The organism is Candidatus Flexicrinis affinis (assembly GCA_016716525.1).
GTDB classification, from domain to species: Bacteria; Chloroflexota; Anaerolineae; order Aggregatilineales; family Phototrophicaceae; genus Flexicrinis; species Flexicrinis affinis.
On record JADJWE010000009.1, the window covers coordinates 89,759 to 106,522 of the forward strand.

General features: G+C 62.2%; 10 protein-coding genes. 4 read left to right on the forward strand and 6 right to left on the reverse strand.

Annotated elements, in window-relative coordinates; translation table 11 throughout:
• Positions 1-7 precede the first annotated feature (7 nt).
• The 5 genes from IPM16_19575 to IPM16_19595 all read right to left on the reverse strand — a co-directional run bounded on the left by IPM16_19575 (position 8) and on the right by IPM16_19595 (position 7,119).
• Positions 8-1,609: an amidohydrolase gene (locus tag IPM16_19575; GenBank protein ID MBK9125304.1), complete on the reverse strand. Its 1,602-nt coding sequence runs from the start codon at positions 1,607-1,609 to the stop codon at positions 8-10.
• Positions 1,610-1,864: 255 nt separating this feature from the next.
• Complete coding sequence (locus IPM16_19580; protein MBK9125305.1) at positions 1,865-3,598, reverse strand: hypothetical protein; 1,734 nt, start codon at positions 3,596-3,598, stop codon at positions 1,865-1,867.
• Positions 3,599-3,630: 32 nt separating this feature from the next.
• Positions 3,631-4,971 (reverse strand): ABC transporter permease subunit, encoded by a 1,341-nt coding sequence (locus IPM16_19585; GenBank protein ID MBK9125306.1) that lies wholly within the window; start codon positions 4,969-4,971, stop codon positions 3,631-3,633.
• An 85-nt stretch (positions 4,972-5,056) separates the two neighbouring features.
• Positions 5,057-6,430 carry a HAMP domain-containing protein gene (locus IPM16_19590; GenBank protein ID MBK9125307.1) on the reverse strand — a complete coding sequence of 458 codons (1,374 nt, stop codon included), beginning with the start codon at positions 6,428-6,430 and terminating at the stop codon, positions 5,057-5,059.
• Positions 6,430-7,119: a response regulator transcription factor gene (locus IPM16_19595; protein MBK9125308.1), complete on the reverse strand. Its 690-nt coding sequence runs from the start codon at positions 7,117-7,119 to the stop codon at positions 6,430-6,432. The genes IPM16_19590 and IPM16_19595 overlap by 1 nt, the downstream gene beginning before the upstream one ends.
• A 217-nt stretch (positions 7,120-7,336) precedes the next feature.
• Here IPM16_19595 and IPM16_19600 point away from each other — a divergent pair, with 217 nt between their 5' ends.
• The 3 genes from IPM16_19600 to IPM16_19610 all read left to right on the forward strand — a co-directional run bounded on the left by IPM16_19600 (position 7,337) and on the right by IPM16_19610 (position 10,739).
• Positions 7,337-8,041: a DUF3298 domain-containing protein gene (locus IPM16_19600; GenBank protein MBK9125309.1), complete on the forward strand. Its 705-nt coding sequence runs from the start codon at positions 7,337-7,339 to the stop codon at positions 8,039-8,041.
• A 118-nt stretch (positions 8,042-8,159) separates the two neighbouring features.
• On the forward strand, positions 8,160-9,560 hold the full coding sequence (locus IPM16_19605; GenBank protein MBK9125310.1) for a hypothetical protein: 1,401 nt from the start codon (positions 8,160-8,162) through the stop codon (positions 9,558-9,560).
• Positions 9,561-9,938: 378 nt separating this feature from the next.
• Entirely contained in the window at positions 9,939-10,739 is an 801-nt protein-coding gene (locus tag IPM16_19610) for a hypothetical protein (protein ID MBK9125311.1), read from the forward strand.
• Here the strand turns inward: IPM16_19610 and IPM16_19615 are convergent.
• Positions 10,711-13,983 (reverse strand): NACHT domain-containing protein, encoded by a 3,273-nt coding sequence (locus IPM16_19615; protein MBK9125312.1) that lies wholly within the window; start codon positions 13,981-13,983, stop codon positions 10,711-10,713. The two genes, IPM16_19610 and IPM16_19615, sit on opposite strands and share 29 nt — an antisense overlap.
• 246 nt (positions 13,984-14,229) lie before the next feature.
• On the opposite strand from IPM16_19615, the gene IPM16_19620 reads away from it, so the two are divergent.
• Entirely contained in the window at positions 14,230-16,722 is a 2,493-nt protein-coding gene (locus IPM16_19620) for an AAA family ATPase (GenBank protein ID MBK9125313.1), read from the forward strand.
• Positions 16,723-16,764: the final 42 nt, after the last annotated feature.

Genomic DNA, 16,764 nt, shown 5'->3' on the forward strand with positions numbered 1-16,764 from the left:
GGTTAGCTTACACGCCGCCGAAGCGCCATTCGCCGCCAGTCATCGTGCCGACGACCTGTGCGTGCGGCAGTTCGTCCAGCGGGATATCGAACAAGTCGCGATCCCACACCACCAAGTCGGCCAGATAGCCCGGCGTCAGCCGCCCGAGATGGTGCTCCATGCCGGCGGCATAGGCCGGGCCTTCGGTATAGCCGCGCAGCGCCTCGTCCAACGTGAGCCGGTTCTCGGGGTACCAACCGTCCGTGCCGGGCGCGCCATCGGACGCGCGGCGCCGGGCGACCGCTGCATACACCCCGATCACCGGATCGAACGTGTCGACCGGGCTGTCGCTGCCGAACGCCACCGGTGCGCCGAGGTCAAGCTGCACGCGGGCGTTGTAGGCGAGCCGCGCACGTTCGCCCCAATAGGCGTCGGCCATCTCGATGTCGGAGACGGCGTGGATCGGCTGAATGCTGGCGATGATGTGCATTTGTGCGAGGCGTCCCACGTCGTCCGGGTGGATCAACTGGACGTGTTCGATGCGATGCCGGCGCTGGTCGGGCCGTTCGCCGCGGGCCGCTTCCTCGGCGCGGACGACTGCATACACGTCCAATACCGTGCGAACCGCTGCATCGCCGATCGCGTGGATCGTGGACGGGATGCCGTTCGCGCTGGCCCGGCTAACGAGCTGCTGCATCTCGTCTTTCTCTGTGACGATTACCCCAAAGTTGTCCGGTTCACCGTTGTACGGGGCCAGCATGTGCGCCGTGCGCGGGCCGAGCGCCCCATCCGCGAAGATCTTCAGCCCGCCCAGCCTCAGCCAATCGTCGCCGAAGCCCCACCGTTGACCCGACTGGATGATGTGCTCGATGTACGGTGCGTTGACGTTCTTGACCACCCGCATGACGAGCTTGCCGCGCTCCCGCAGCACTTGCAGCGCGCTCAAGCACGGCGGACCGTCGTAGTCGTGCCAGCCGGTCAATCCGCGCGCTAGCATCTGTTCCTGCGTGCGCTCGAGCAGGTCGGCGATCTGGTCGGTCGTCAACGCTGGTACGTGATCGCGCACGGCGGATGCGTTCTCGAAGATGACGCCGGTCAATTCACCGTACACATCGCGTTGATACTGCCCGCCTTCCGGGTCGGGCGTATCGCGGGTGAGGCCGGCGATCTCCAGCGCCTTGGAGTTGACCCAATAGGCGTGCAGGCTCTTCGAGCCGAGCAATACGGGATGATCGGGGGCGACAGCGTCGAGGTCGAAACGAGTCGGGAAGTGCTTGCCTTCCCATAATTCCTGAGTCCAGCCTGCGCCGAGAATCCACGTGCCCGGCGGGGTCGTGCGCGCGCGCTCGGCAACCCGCACGATGGCATCTGCCTTCGCCGCGTTCATCACGTTGACGTCGGCCAGCGTGCGTGCGGTCAATTGGCCGTGCAGATGTGCGTCGGTCAAGCCGGGCGTAACCCGCCGTCCGTCGAGGTTGTACTGGCGTGTGCCGGGCCGCGCCAGCGCCACGATCTCGTGGTCTGCGCCAGCCGCGACGATCCGCCCGCCGCTGATGGCCAGCGCCGAGACCTGCGGGTGACGCGGGTCGTGGGTGGTGATTCTCCCGTTGACCAGTATCGATTCAATCATGTTACAGGCGTGCTTTCCGGTGTGCTTGACGAATCAAGTGTACCGCAAACGGTCCTACCGGGTGGTGGAAGTGCGTAGAGGCCGCCATGGCTGACTGAGCTGTGCGCGGAGGCTTCTCCTCCACACCCTTCACATGGGGTTTGCACCCCTTGACCCCGTTACTGCGAAAGCAACACGCTGGCGTGTCGCTTTCGGGGCTAAGGGAGTCCAGAGGGCGAAAGCCTTCTGGCGGGGTTTGGGGCAGCCCCCCAAGAGCTACGGCTGTGCGCCCGGATCGAGCGACGAGAAATAGCTGCGGATCACGTCACGCATGCCGAGCGGGATGTACCCGCTCTCGAGCGCGCGGCTGGCCGCGTTGGCATAGTCGCTGAACACGGTATCGTACGGCACGACCGACTGGCCCAACGGGTTATCGTCGAACTCGCCTTGATTGAGCGGCGTATCGCCGGGGTCGGCTTGCAGGCGCACGTCTTCGCCGTCCTCGGCCTCGACTGAGAATCGGGGCGAATAGACGGGCTGATAGGCACGGACTCCGGTGCCGTCCGGATTGTTCTCTTGTGGGTTGTCGGGCTGCGAATTGCGCTGGCCCTGTGCCGATGCGTCATCGCTCAGGTCGGCGGTGCCGTCGCCCATGCCCTGACTGCCGCGTCCGGCCTCGCCCGCTTCGTTGTTCTCGCCTTGCGCCGCGTCCTCGGGCGGGGCCAACTGCGAACTGCCGCCTTCGCCTTCAGTTTCACCTTCACTGGCCTGCTGTCCGAACATGCCTTCGCCCTGAGCGCCGTCCTGCGCCTCGCCCAAGCCTTCCGACCCTTCCTCGGGGCGGCCGGATGCGGTCGGTTCGCTGGATGACTCGGCTGCTTCTTCTTGGGCGGCCTGTGCTTGCTGCGCGCGTTCTTCCATTGACTGCCGCTGCTGCGCCTGCTGCGCACGCTCGGCGGCGGATTGTTCAGCTTGTTCAGCCGCACGGCGCAACGCCTCGGCGGCCGCTTCACGATCGCCTTGGCGTAGAGCCTCTGCGGCCTCGCGCAGTGCCTGTGCTGCTTCCGGATCGGTCTGCTCAAGCGCGTTGGCTGCGTTCTCAAGCGCTTCTGCCGCTTGCGCGAGTTGTTCTTGGGTCATTTCGCTCAGCGATTGCTCGAACGAATCGATCTGCTCTTGCAGCGACTGGCCTGCGGATGCCTCGCGTCCTTGCCCGAGCGCGTTGGCCGCCGCGTCCTCGGCGGCCTGCTGCTGCTCGATCTCGGACTGCGCCATTTCGGCTTGTTCGCTGAGTGCGCCCTCAACCTCGCTCAACGTCGCCAGCGCCTCGTCCAGCGTGATGTTCGGGTCGCGCATGGTCTCAAGCTGGGCTTGCAGGGCTTCCAACAGCGGCCCGCGCTCTTCGTCGGAGAGGTTCGGATCGGCCGCGACATCTTCGAGGATTTCCGCTACCTGATCGGCCGCCGCAGCAATCGCCGCGCGCTCGCGGTCGGCGGCGGCATCACCGGCGGCCACTGGCGGAATCAGCATGATGAGGATCGCCAGCATCGCCAGTGTGGCCACGACCGCGATCCACGCACGCCGGTCGGACGTAAACGGCAGCATCACATTCGCACGCACGCCGCCGGCGATGGCCTGTGCGTCGTCGATCTGGTGTGCGGCGAGGCCGGAATCCGCGTGGATTTTCCCGTCGATCAATTCCAGCGCCGTCGAGACGCGTTCCTTGAGTCCGAAGCGTACGTCGAACCAGCGCGCCGAGTCGACCAGCGTGCGCGGCCGAAGCCACACCCACGCCGCCAACGCCAGCACACCGAGCGCCGCGCCGGCCAGCGCGACCGTCACAGCCACGACATCCTCGACGCCGGGGCGCAGGCGTGAAATCAATGCCAGCCCGGTGCCAATTGCCGTGCCGGGGATCATCGCGCGCGGGAGGTTTTCGACGAACACGCTCAACTGGCGGCGGCGTTCCCACGTGCGGACAACGGTTTGAAGGGTGACTTGAGCGGACATCCGGACTTCCTCGGCACCAGCGCGACGGCCGGTTAATCCTCAACCTGACGGATGCGGCGGACGGACAGGGCGATCAGCACGACGGCGACCGCCAGCGCGATCACGCTGTAGCTGATCCACGGCGACACCAGCGGGATCGTACCGCCGGTCGAGCTTAACGTCGCCGACCACAAGCCTGTACTCCCCTGATTCAAAAGCAGAGTCTGGCTGGCGGTGCTGGCTGTAAACGGGTTCAGGCTCGATATGATCGCGCCGATGTAAATCCAGAACGACTCGACCACCGGCGACCCGCTGAACCCGGTGCCGCTGCCCGTGTACACCGCGGCAAACGGACCGCCGAAGAACGCGGCCAGTACCGGCGCACCGACCAGCACGATCAACGCCGTGGCGTACGATCGCACGCTGGCGGTCACGGTGCGATCGGTCAGTGTCGAAAAGAAGATGCCGACCGCGCCGAAGGCAATCGCCGTTGCAATTAAGACGATAAACGACACGAAAAGTTCCACTTCGCTGACGCCGCCGAACAAAAACGCGATGCTTTGCAGGGGGAGCGCAGCCAGCAGCAGCAGCACGATAAACCCGAGCGCAGACTCGAGCTTGCCGATCAGGAAGGTGGCGCGCGGAAGCAGCGTGATCTTGAGCAGATCGTAGGTTTGGCGTTCGCGCTCGCCGGTGACGGCGCCGGCGGTGAACGCAGGGGCGATAAACATGATCAGGAGCAGTTCGAGGCCGACCACGCCGGCAAACACTGTGCGACCCAAATCGCCGGTGACGGACGTCGCCAAGCCGCGGCTGAACGGCGCGTTGGCGAGGAAAAGCAGCACGGCAAAGGCGCTCATCAGCAGCAGGTACACGGTAAGGACGGCGAACGCGCGCCCGCCGCGCATCCGTTCGCGCAGTTCTTTCGAGGCAACCGGGTTGGAACGCAGCGCGCCGCGAAACAAGGCGACCGGCAGTAGGCCCCATACAACCGTCACGATGGTGACGATGCCGGGGAAGTAACGCCAGCCCGCGATCGTGGCAACCATGCCAGCGACCGTGCCCGTCGCGGCGATCCACGCCCACCATTCGTGGGCTTGCACACCGGCGCGAATTAGCAGTAGTGCGACGGCAGAAAGCAGTGTCAGACCCAACGCCGTGACCCACGCGTAATCTGCAGGCGGGCCGAACCCGCCGATCAACACCGACACGATTCCGTCGAGGGAAGCACCATTCAGCGCCGTGACAATGCCGACGAGCGTGATGAGGATCGCCATAACACCGTGTATTGCCACACCGACCAACAGCCATGTCGCGCTGACGGCAAGCTGTCGTTCTCGCGGCGTAAGCGCGGTTTCTTGGGCTGACGGCAGGCTTTGCGGGGCGGCGGACATGCAGCGGTATTCCCGACGGTTCAGCCGGACGATGCACGAAGTATAGCATGCCCGCATAGGCACGCTGGTCAAAGGTGCGGCGGTCCTAACGGGAACCCAAAAGCTGCGGAGTCAAAGCGATCGTCATGCGCGTGCCGTTGCCGGGTGCGCTCTCGGCACGAATAGTGCCACCGTGCGCTTCGACCAGCGAGCGCACGATCGCCAAACCCAGTCCGGACTCGCCTTCCTGCTGTTGCCGCGAAGCTTCTCCACGGTAGAAGCGTTCGAAGATGTGCGCGAGCTGTTCCGGCGGGATGCCTTCTCCGGTGTCCTCGACCGTAAACTCGACATTGGGACCGGATGGGGCGGCGAGCAGCATCACGTGACCGCCGGGGGGCGTATGGCGCAGGGCATTGCTGACCAAATTGCCGAAGACCTGCGTCATACGCAGCGGGTCGACCGCTACGGGCGGCAGGTCCGGGGCCGCGTCGACCTCCAACGTCACGCCGCGCGCCTCGGCTTGCAGCGCAAACGACTCGCGCACGTCGGACAGCAGCGCCGCCGGTTGGATGGGCTGGCGCTGCAGGCGCAGTTCGCCCGCGTCGGCCAACGACAGCGTGCGCAAATCCTCGATCAGATGGTGCAGGGTGGTGACCTCGCCCCGGATCGCGGCGAGCCGTTCCGGAGACGGCGGCAGCGCCCCGTCGGTCATGGCTTCGAGGTAGCCGCGGATCACCGTCAGCGGCGTGCGCAGATCGTGGGCGATATCGGCGGTCATCTGCCGGCGCAGTGCGTTGACGCGGTCGAGTTCGGCGCTCATTCGGTTGAAGGCGCGGATCACGTCGGCCAATTCGTCGCTGCCGCGCACCGGAATGTGCTGCTTGAGATCGCCTCGTTCCACGGCATGAATCGCGGTGTTGAGCGCGCGAAGCGGGCGAAGGAATACGCCCGCGAGCACGGCTCCGACCGCTACCGCCACCGCCGCCGCGCCGAGCGCTCCGATCATCAGCGCGCGGGCCGTGTTGTCGAGGTAGAGCTGGTCGCGGGGATCCAGCGGCGGGCCAGCGTCGATCAGTGCGACCTGCCCGATCAACGTGCCGTCATCGAGTGTCACCGGGCTCAGCGTGTTGAGCGTAAGCTCAAACGGGAGTCCGTCGGGCGAGGCACCGGGAAGCCCGCTGACGACCTCGCCTTCGATGTCAAGCAGGACGACGCCGGGGGGCATGACGACCCGCCCGAGGGTTCCCTCGTAGTGCATGCCTTGCCCGCGGCCGGACATAGACATGAAACCGTCGAGCGAACCCTGCTGCTGGAAGAAGATGACGGCGGCATCCGAGACGTCCTCTACCTCGCGCTCGATGCGCAGGCGGTCGAAATCGCGCGAGGTGGCGCTGTTCACGACGACGGCGGCGACGACCATCCCGACCAGACTCGCCAGCGCGATCGATAGCACCCACTTAGCGGTCAGCGAAATGCGCATCAGTCCTCGCCGGCAAACCGATAGCCGACCCCGAATACCGTCAGGATGTAGCGCGGCTCGGCGGGGTCCGGCTCGAGCTTGGTGCGCAGATTGCGTATGTGCACGTCGATTGTGCGTTCGACGCCCTGTATGACATCGCCGTGCAGCGCTTCGATCAGGTCCATGCGCGAGAACGTCCGGCCCATGCTGCCCATCAACACGGCTAGCAGATCGAATTCGGAGCGGGTGAGGTCGACGCGCTGCCCGGACACTGCAACTGTGCGCTGTTCGCGGTCGAGCGTAATGGCCCCACCGCGCAAGACGTCCGGCACGGCGACCGCCGCCTTGTCATAGCGGCGCAGCACGGCACGGATGCGCGCCCCCAGTTCGGCCATGCCGAAGGGCTTGGTCACATAGTCGTCTGCCCCCAGTTCAAGCCCGATGACCTTGTCAGTTTCCTCGACCCGCGCCGTGAGCAGGATCACCGGCGTGTCGCGCTCTTTGCGGTATTGGCGCAGGAAGTCGAAGCCGTCCATCTCCGGCATCATGATGTCGAGCAGGACGAGATCGGGTTTTTCGTGGCGGGCGGCGAACAGCGCGTCGCGTCCGTTGCCTGCCGTGACGCACGTGTAACCCTGTTCGGTCAGGTAGTCGCGCAGGAGTGTCCGCACACTCAGATTGTCGTCTACGATGAGGATGACTTTACCCATGGTACAGCCTTGTCGCGCGCAGATCCTCGACCTGCGATAAGCCTACCACAGCGGCAGGCGCGTGTTCGAACGGATTGACACACACGATAGCACGCGGATGTTCAGGAGTTGTTCAGCCGGTGTTGGCCCGTAGGACACGACGATCGATCCCGTCGCTTTCGACGGCGCGTTTCGGGCTACACTGGAATAAGCGAACGACGTCACATCGGAGGACGAAATGAAGCGGATCGTGTTATTGGGAATCCTCGCGCTGCTGATTGCCGCGATGCCGGCGGCGGCGCAGGACATGCCGTGCCAAGCCGGCGGACAGAACTTTGACAATCCCGAGGTTTGCCGTGCCAGCATCGAGGTGACGATCGCGTACCCGACTTGGATCCTCGACAACCCGACGACGGCGGAGACGGTCGTGGGCTGGATCGGCGAGGCGCGCTCGCAATTTCTCGCGTTGGCGGCCGAGTACTGGGATGCCTTCACGTTTGCGTACTCGCTGGACATCTCGTTCGAGGAGACGGCGCTGGCCGAGCAAACGCGATCGGTCGTGTTCACGATTTCCGAGTACACCGGCGGTGCGCATCCCAACAGCTATTTCCAGACCTACACCGTCGATGCCAGTGCCGGCGAGCTGCTGACTCTGGCCGATGTCTTTCGCGATGTGGATGCCGGATTGCCGGCAGTATCGGGGCTGGCGGCGCAGGCCATCCTGAGCGACATGGGCGAGATGGCCGACGCGCAGTGGGTCACCGACGGCACCGCGCCCGAGCCGGTGAACTTCCAGCATTGGGTGCTGGCCGACGATGCGCTGCGTGTGTTCTTCCCGCCGTATCAGGTCGGGCCGTACGCGATGGGGCCGCAGATGGTCGACATCCCGCTGAGCGAGCTGTACGACCTGCTTGCGCCACGCTGGCAGGCGTCAGGCGACTAAGGGGCGGGCAAGCTGGGTCCACGACCGTCAAACGCGCTACACTGTGCGGCATTGGAGGCGTGGGCCGGGCCGACCGCATCACGGAAGCCGAGGGCCGCAGACGTGAAAGGACTATCCCGTGAAAGTCATACTCGTGCTGCTGACTCTGGCGGCGTCGGTGCTGGGTGTGTTTGCTCAGGACGACCTGCCGCAGTCGTTCTCGTTCAACGGAATCACCGTGTCTTACCCGGCGGACTGGTTTGCCGGCGAGGGCAGCGAGTCGCAGGTCATCATCGCCAACTCGCCAGAGGGGCCGGAGATGGGCGCGTTACCCAGCGGTGATCCCGGCCCCGGCAAGATCCACTTGTCGATCGCCGGGCCGGCGTATGTGTTCGAACTGATTGGGCTTGAGAACGCGGACCCGGAAACGACGCTAAGTGCAGTCGCAGCCGCTTCTGACCGCACGCTGGAGGTCGAACCGGTGATGCTGGGCGAACTGCCGGCGGCGACAATGCTGCTGGTGAACACCGATGATGCCGGGTACACCACGCTCGTATGGGCGGTACGCGTAGACGACTCGACGCTGCTTGCGGAGTCCGCGCACGGTGAAGGGGCCGAGGAACTCGTTCCGACCGTCGAAGCGATTCTCGCTACGCTGCAGTTCGACTCGCTGCGCGAGATGCAGTCGTTCGGCCCGTCGCACACGCCGGCAGTCGACCTTGAGATGTCCGTTGCGGTCGCCGTGGGACCGAACGCGCTGATTAGCGGCGTGCCGGTCACCGGGAGGATCACCACCGAAGATCCGTCCGACGCGTGGACGTACGACGGCACTGCCGATCAGACGATCCGCGTGTCGATGGTGGCGCTGTCGCGCGGCGTGCTGGACCCGCGCCTCGACATTTCGCTGCCGGATGGCACGCAGGTGGCTTCGAACGACGACTCCGGGAACGGCGAATTCGGCTCGCTTAACGCCTACATCGATCTCGTGCAGCTTCCAGAAGACGCGACCTACACGATCACGGCGACGTGTGTCGGGATGTGTCAGGGTGCGTATGCGCTGCTGCTGGAGGTGGTCGACCTCGAAGGGCTTGAGGTGCTGCGGCAGTGGGCGGTGCGCGCCGAGGCGACATCGGAGTACAGCCGCGACCAGTGGAGTGCGCGGCAGGCCACCGGAGCTCCGAACACCGACGGATGCCGCGATGCGCAGACCGCGTGGGCGTCGTCGCAAGGTGATTCGTCCGCCGAGGAGCTGCGCCTGACGTATGCCACGCCCGTGATCCCGCGGCAGGTCAACGTCTATCAGGTGTACAACCCCGGCTCGATCGTGAACATCGCGGTGGTCGATGCCGAGACTGGCGCGCGCATCGACCTGCCCAACAGCATCGACGCGGCCGGCAATACGCCGTGCCCGGGCGTCTTCACGGTCGACATCAGCGACATCAACCGTCCTGTGAGCGGTGTGGTCATCTATCTCGACCAATCCGTGCTGGGGACGTGGAACGAAATCGACGCGGTCGAGCTGGTGGGTGTCGCGCCGTAGAGCAGGGGAAAGTGGAGAGGGAGAAGGGGAAAGGGAGAGCAGATGTTGGCCCACAGCCCCAAACCTCTCTGGTGCCGACCTCACCCCGCGTCGCTGCGCTCCGCTGCCCCTCTCCCGAAGAGAGGGGCCGGGGGCGAGGGTTTGTTGAGATGCCGCGTGTCGTTCCTGCCCTCTCTGGTGCCGACCTCACCCCGCGTCGCTGCGCTCCGCTGCCCCTCTCCCGAAGAGAGGGGCGTTCGACTCCGGCGCGTTTTACTCCCCTCTCCTCGGGAGAGGGGGCGGGGGTGAGGTGAGTCTTGGCGCCGGGGGCGAGGTGTGCTTTGAGATTCTCACCACGCATCACTCGTTACTCATCGCTACTCTATGGGGAATCTACGCATGAACCTGACCGACTTCCGCGCCTACACTGCCGCCCTGACTGCCTCGCTGGCCGCCGACCCGCGCGTGATCGGCCTGATCGCCGCCGGCTCGATGGCCGAGCAGGGCCGGACGCCCGATGCGTGGTCCGATCACGACTTTCTGGTCGTCGTGGAAGACGGCGCGCAGGAGTCGTTCCGGACCGATCTGCGCTGGATGCCGATGCACGAGCGGATCGCCTTCAGCATCCGCGAGACCGAGCACGGCCTGAAGGTGCTGTACGACATCCCGCATCTGGCGGAGTTCGCGATCTTCGACCGGGCCGAGCTGGACGTGATGGTCGCCAACGACTACCGCGTGCTGATCGACCGGGGCGGGATCGCCGAGGCGATGACGCGCATCGCCGCTAAAACCGCCGCAACGACAGCCACGCCGGACTATGACCCGCAGCGCGACCTGCTGATGGTGCTGTCGTTGATCTATGTCGGCTACGGCCGGTGGGCGCGCGGCGAGCACCTGAGCGCGCACGTCTTCCTCAAGCATCACCTGATGCACCACCTGCTGCGGCTTCTGCGCCACCTGCACGCCGGCGATGCGGCGCGGCTCGATTCGCTCGATCCGTTCCGGCGTTTCGAGATGGCGTATCCGGCGCTGGGCGAACGGCTCAACGCGCTGATGCTGCTGCCCCCGCCGGACTGCGCGCGCGGCCTGCTCGATCTGGTGACTGAGGCGGCGCGCGGCAAGGTCGATCCGTTCCCCGAGGCGGGGGTCAGGGCAGTAAGGGAAGTCATTGCTAGTAGAAGAAATGATCGTAACCCATGAAACGGACTCTATGTAAGTACATTACACGACTAAAGTCAATCTGCGTGGACTTGAAACAATCCATATTCTCACTTGCAGGCGTCCGCCACAGGCTCAGGGTCTTTAGTGATACCGATTCCGCCAACTTGCAGACATCAAGCAGTATCGGGCAGTTATGAAACTGGCTAACGGTCAGTTTGGGGAGCGTTTCAAGACCCTCAATGGACTTCAGGTATGGTGCCTCCCAGACACTGAGGATTCCCAGCTGCTTCAGATTCTTCACTTCTTCCATATTCGGAATGTCCGTATTTACGAGTTCTAGGGCCCTCAAGTTCGGAAGTGATTGAAGTAGCGTGTTTCCAGTTCGGACATTCCTTAGTGAAAGTACTTCGAGACTTTCATGTACATTAACTGAGTTGACTTCTATTTGAGACCCATGGATCGACAAGTGCTTTAGGCCTTCAGGAACTATTCTTGATAGCTCAGTGTCGGATTCCAGATGCGCAATAATCAAAGTCCGCAATCCATCAAGCTCGCGAATGTGTTGGATTTCTTTCCAGCTAGCTCTTCCCAATATCTCCAATTTACGTAGATTCTCTAGCGACGCGAGTCTTTCGGCCTGATACACCGGACCGTCACCTATGAGAGACAAGTCTGAAATCGTCTTGTGTGGATTGAGACTGCTGAGGTCGATTCCAGTGTAGTCATATCGAATAGTAAGCTTGACAAGACCCGTGATTGCCGTCAGTCCAGCAAACTGTGACATCACGTGGACATCCTCAAGCACTAATTCTTTCAGAAATCGAAGTGAGCTCAGCATGGAATAGCTGATTACGTCACCCGCGTATCTAATGACTATACGCCTAGCGAGATTCAAGTAGCTAGCACTCTCAATCGAATTGACATGAATCGTTTCAATGGGAACGTTTGAGAGAATCCGTCGACAGAACTCAGACTCATTATCGAAGTACTCCATGGCACGAAGTAACTCAGAGATTACGGTGCTACGCGACTCGTGTTGCGATACGAGACTTTCCAAAGCCGACAGCGCTGCGGGGGATCCGATAATCGCCAACGCACGAATTGTGGCAGCCATTTCTGTAGCATACGACTTCTTCTTTTTCGAGACGATCTCTCTGAGCGGACCTACAGCGAGTTCGCCGGCTGAAGCCAGTGCTTTGGCTTCCGATATGTTCTTTGGTGGTACGAGTTGAGAGATTCGCTCTCCAATCTTCGTTCGTAACACACCATCAATATCCCGACCGGTTTCTAGACATGCCACGGCCAGCAAATTGAAGTGATGCCGACGGTACGTAGCATTGTCGCCTTCATCCAATAGTGTCTGCATCAATTCATTGGTAAATCTCTTACTTCCGAGCCCTGCTGCCAATATGATCACTTCGCGCCATTGGTCGCTGAGCGCATTCTTGACGAGTACCCCGACGTGATCTTCGTGTGCAGCTTGTTTGGCGGCGTAGAATTCCTGAAACGTTCGGTGGCTGAAATCAAGATAGTGCTTCGTAGGTTCGCGAAGCACCCCACTTCTCTCGACCAACAGTGCAAGGATCTTTGGTGCGAGTCGGCTGTCAGGGATACCCAGACTGGGTAGAACTCGTTCTACGCAACTAGTTGCGCGGGCGAAGTCGATCTCCGACCAATTGTTTGAGATCATGAAGTAAGCCAAGTACTGAACCAAGAGTTCTTTCTGGCTCATCGTAAGTTCTGGCTTCAGGCTGACCTTGATACTTCGTTCTTCGTCTCGCCGGTGCAACAACATTGCAGAACATGCTTCGTAAAGCTCGATACGATCTTTAGGCAAGTGTTGATTGCGATCGCGGTGCAATGCACACAACATTGCGCAAAGAAGCGGATTGGTAGCTAATCCCCTTAGTGACCTGTTTTCTCGAATGCTTTGCTTGAGTCGTGAAGCAAGCGCTTCGTTCGAAGTGCTGCTATCTGACGAAGCGCCAATATCGAGATTAGCTCTGTGCCAGTGGTCGATGAATCTTCCCACATCAGCTGAAGACATTGGGAGCAGTTCCGCATCTATGAATCCTATTGACTCGTACTTAGTGGGGTCCACGGCGGGGGGACGAGACGTCACGATGAAGACAGCCGACTCAAACGTCTCGACTAGCTCTTCGATCCATCTAATGACTTCATCGCGCTCTTCAATTTCGTCTATGCCGTCAATGAGTACGATCGCTTTGCCGGCCCGCAGTTTCTCGTGAACCCACCCCGCAGGCATTTCTCCAAGAAGGTTAGGTGCACAGTATACGGGGAACTTCTCTGGGACCGGCAATGTCGCCCCCGCGTATGACCGCAAGGGAATGAAGAATGGGACTAGGTCATTCCAAGCCTTGAGAGAATCGGGAAATGTTCTATTTGCGGCATTCACAGCGATCCAAGAAAGAAGAGTGGTCTTGCCCGATCCGGCCAGGCCTCTGATCAGGAAACGCGTCGACCTGGTCAACAAGTCATCTGCTCGAACGCTTCCCGTCTGTTGCTCTTGCTGATCAGCGTGATTCAGTTCGTCTAGATTCAGCTCCAATGAGATGTATGCGATACTTAACTGCTGGCGTCTGCTGGTCTTTAGATCGACGCCGAACAATTCGAGCCGATCCAGTTTTCTTCCGACTGCTAGTCGGTAATCTTGATCGAATAGTTGCGATTTTCGATCACTTCCAGATTCTATGCTCTGTTGGCGAATTTCTTCCAGGCGATCCAACATTTCTGAGAGAGAATCAATTATCTGTCGATCATTCTCTAGGAGTCGTCCCATTGCCCGAGGTTGAACTGCGGGAAGCTCGCTGGAGACATCAACTATGGTATTGCAGATCCGTCGAACTAGGAGCTCATAGACTGCCACTTCAGATGAATTCAGTCCGACCAGAGACTCTTTCTGTCCGGTAATGAGTGCTTGTGCAATGAGATTTGGATCCAAATCGCGATCAACCAGCAACTCAGCCGTGAGTGTGGTGTCGTTTATGGATGCAAAGACAGCATGAAGTACTGCGTCGTCGCTTATTGAGTCGATTTCACCGCGTGCATCCTTTAAGGATCGTAGAACATCCTCAGCGACTCTTTCGCTGATCGTACTCACGATTCGGTTGGCTGCACTCCGATCGCGGACACTAGCAAATGCTGCCTGAACAACATCAACCGCGCCTGAAGCAGCGTCAGCGCGATAGTCCTTGAGCCACAAATGCAGTATGCCACGCCCGATTGCTGGAGCGATCTTGCCGAACAATAGTGCGTCGATCATTACTCTAGACCTGTATGAGACACGTTGCCACTAATACATCATACTCAGATCGTCAGATTTGGCAACGCAATACTAGCTTGGCCCTGGATCCCGCTCCACCGCCACCCTTTACCCGCCTCTGAGAAATCGCGTACACGATTCTAACAGTCGTACGCTAGAGTATGAGGCAACGCGTGCGCGAGTCCGCGTTACAATAGTGCCGTGTCGCTCGCGCCCGTTCCCGAAATTCCGAGGACTCAACTCATGATACGTTTCGATCGGTTTACCGAACGCGCTCAGGACGCCGCGACGCGCGCCTACGAGATTCTGCAGCGTTACGGGCACAACCAGCTCGACAACGAGCATCTGCTGCTGGCGCTGCTGGAACAGCCCGACGGCGTGGTGCCGCAGTTGATCGAGCGGTTGGGCGCCGACCCGGGCGGCATCCGGACGCGTTTGGACGAGCATCTGCGCCGCGCGCCTAAGGCCAACATCTACGGCGGCGGGACGGGGCAGGTGTTCATCACGCCGCGTGTCAAGGGCGTGGTCGACCTCGCCAACGAGGAAGCCAGCCGCCTCAAGGACGAATACATCTCCACCGAGCATCTGTTCATCGCCATCCTGAGCGAGCGCAACACGCCGTCCAGCCGCATTCTGGCCGATGGCGGAATTACGCGTGACCGCGCCTACGACGCGATCAAGGATCTACGCGGCGGTCAGCGCGTGACCGATCCGCAGGCCGAGTCGCGCTATCAGACGCTGCAGAAGTACAGCCGCGACCTGACCAAGATGGCCGCCGAGGGCAAGCTCGATCCGGTGATCGGGCGTGACGCCGAGATCATGCGCGTGATTCAGGTGCTGTCGCGCCGCACCAAGAACAACCCGGTGCTGATCGGCGAGCCGGGCGTCGGCAAGACGGCCATCGTCGAAGGGCTGGCGCAGCGCATCGTCACCGGCGACATCCCCGAATCGCTGATGGGCAAGCGGGTCGTCGCGCTCGACCTGGCCGGCATGTTGGCCGGCAGCCGCTTCCGCGGCGAATTCGAGGAACGCCTCAAGGCCGCCATGGAAGAAGTCCAGCGCGCCGCCGGCGAGATCATCCTGTTCATTGACGAGCTGCATCAGGTGGTTGGGGCGGGCGCGGCCAACGGCGCCATCGACGCCGGCAACATGATGAAGCCGGCGCTGGCCCGCGGCGAACTGCAGTGCGTCGGCGCGACCACGCTGGACGAATACCGCCAGTACATCGAGAAGGACGGCGCGCTCGACCGCCGCTTCGCCCCGGTGTACGTCGAAGAGCCGAACATCGAAGACACCATCGACATGCTGTACGGCCTGCGCGACCGCTACGAGGCGCACCACAAGGTGTCGATCAGCCCGGACGCGATCGAGGCCGCCGTGCGCCTTAGCGACCGCTATGTCACCGGTCGCAAGCTGCCCGACAAGGCCATCGACCTGCTGGACGAGGCCGCCGCCAAGCTGCGCGTCGCGCTGTATGCTATGCCGCCGCAGCTCAAGGAGATGAAGCAGCAGATCGACCGGCTGACCGGTGAGGAAGAGGCCGCCGGCCTGGCCCGCGACTATGAACGCGCCGCCGAGTACAAGATGCACCGCATGCAGCTCGAGTCGGAGTATCAGCGCGAGCTGTCGATCTGGCAGCAGCAGAACCGCATCGACGAGGTGGTCGAAAGCGAGGACATCGCACAGGTCGTCGCGCAGTGGACGGGCATTCCCGTCCAGCAGATGCTCGAGACCGAGAGCGAAAAGCTGCTGCGCATGGAAGAAGTGCTGCATCAGCGCGTGATCGGGCAGGAGAAGGCCGTGCAGGCGCTGGCCGACGCCATCCGCCGTGCGCGCAGTGGCCTGAAGGATCCCAAGCGGCCGATCGGGTCGTTCATCTTCCTCGGCTCGTCGGGCGTCGGCAAGACCGAGCTGGCGAAGGCGCTGGCCGAGTTCATGTTCGATGACGAGGACGCGCTCGTGCGCATCGACATGAGCGAATACCGCGAGCAGCACACGGTCAGCCGCCTGTTCGGCGCGCCGCCGGGATATGTCGGCTACGAAGAGGGCGGTCAGCTGACCGAAGCCGTGCGGCGTCGTCCGTATCGCGTCGTGCTGTTCGACGAGATCGAGAAGGCGCATCCGGACGTGTGGAACGCGCTGCTGCAAATCCTCGAGGATGGCCGCCTGACCGACGGGCAGGGCCGCACGGTGGATTTCCGCAACACGGTCGTCATCATGACCAGCAACCTCGGCACCGAGTTCGCCAAGCGCGGCGGGGCGCTGGGCTTCGTCCAGACCAACGACGAGCAGGCGATTGTCGATCATCAGAAGATCGAGCGCGCGCTGCGCGAGACGTTCCGGCCGGAGTTCCTCAACCGCGTCGACGAGATCATCATCTTTTCGCCGCTGTCGATTCAGGACGTCGAGCGCATGGTCGACTTGCAGATGAAGTCGCTCACTGGTCGCTTGGCCGAGAACGGCCTGTCGATCCACCTGACCGAGCCGGCGCGCAACTGGCTGGCACGGCAGGGCTACGACTCTTCGTTCGGGGCGCGTCCGCTGCGCCGGGCAATCCAGCGTTACGTCGAGAATCCGCTCAGCATCCGGCTCCTGCGTGGCGATTTCGTGTCCGGCGATCTGGTGGTGATCGACGAGTTGGACGGCGCGATCACGTTTACGCGCGAGGTCGGCGCGGTGAGCGACTACAACGCGGCGCCGCCGATCAACAGCGGGTGGCGTTCGCCGGCCAGTGACTAGGCACGACATCGTCGCACCGGTGGTGAGGGGATACGTCTCCTC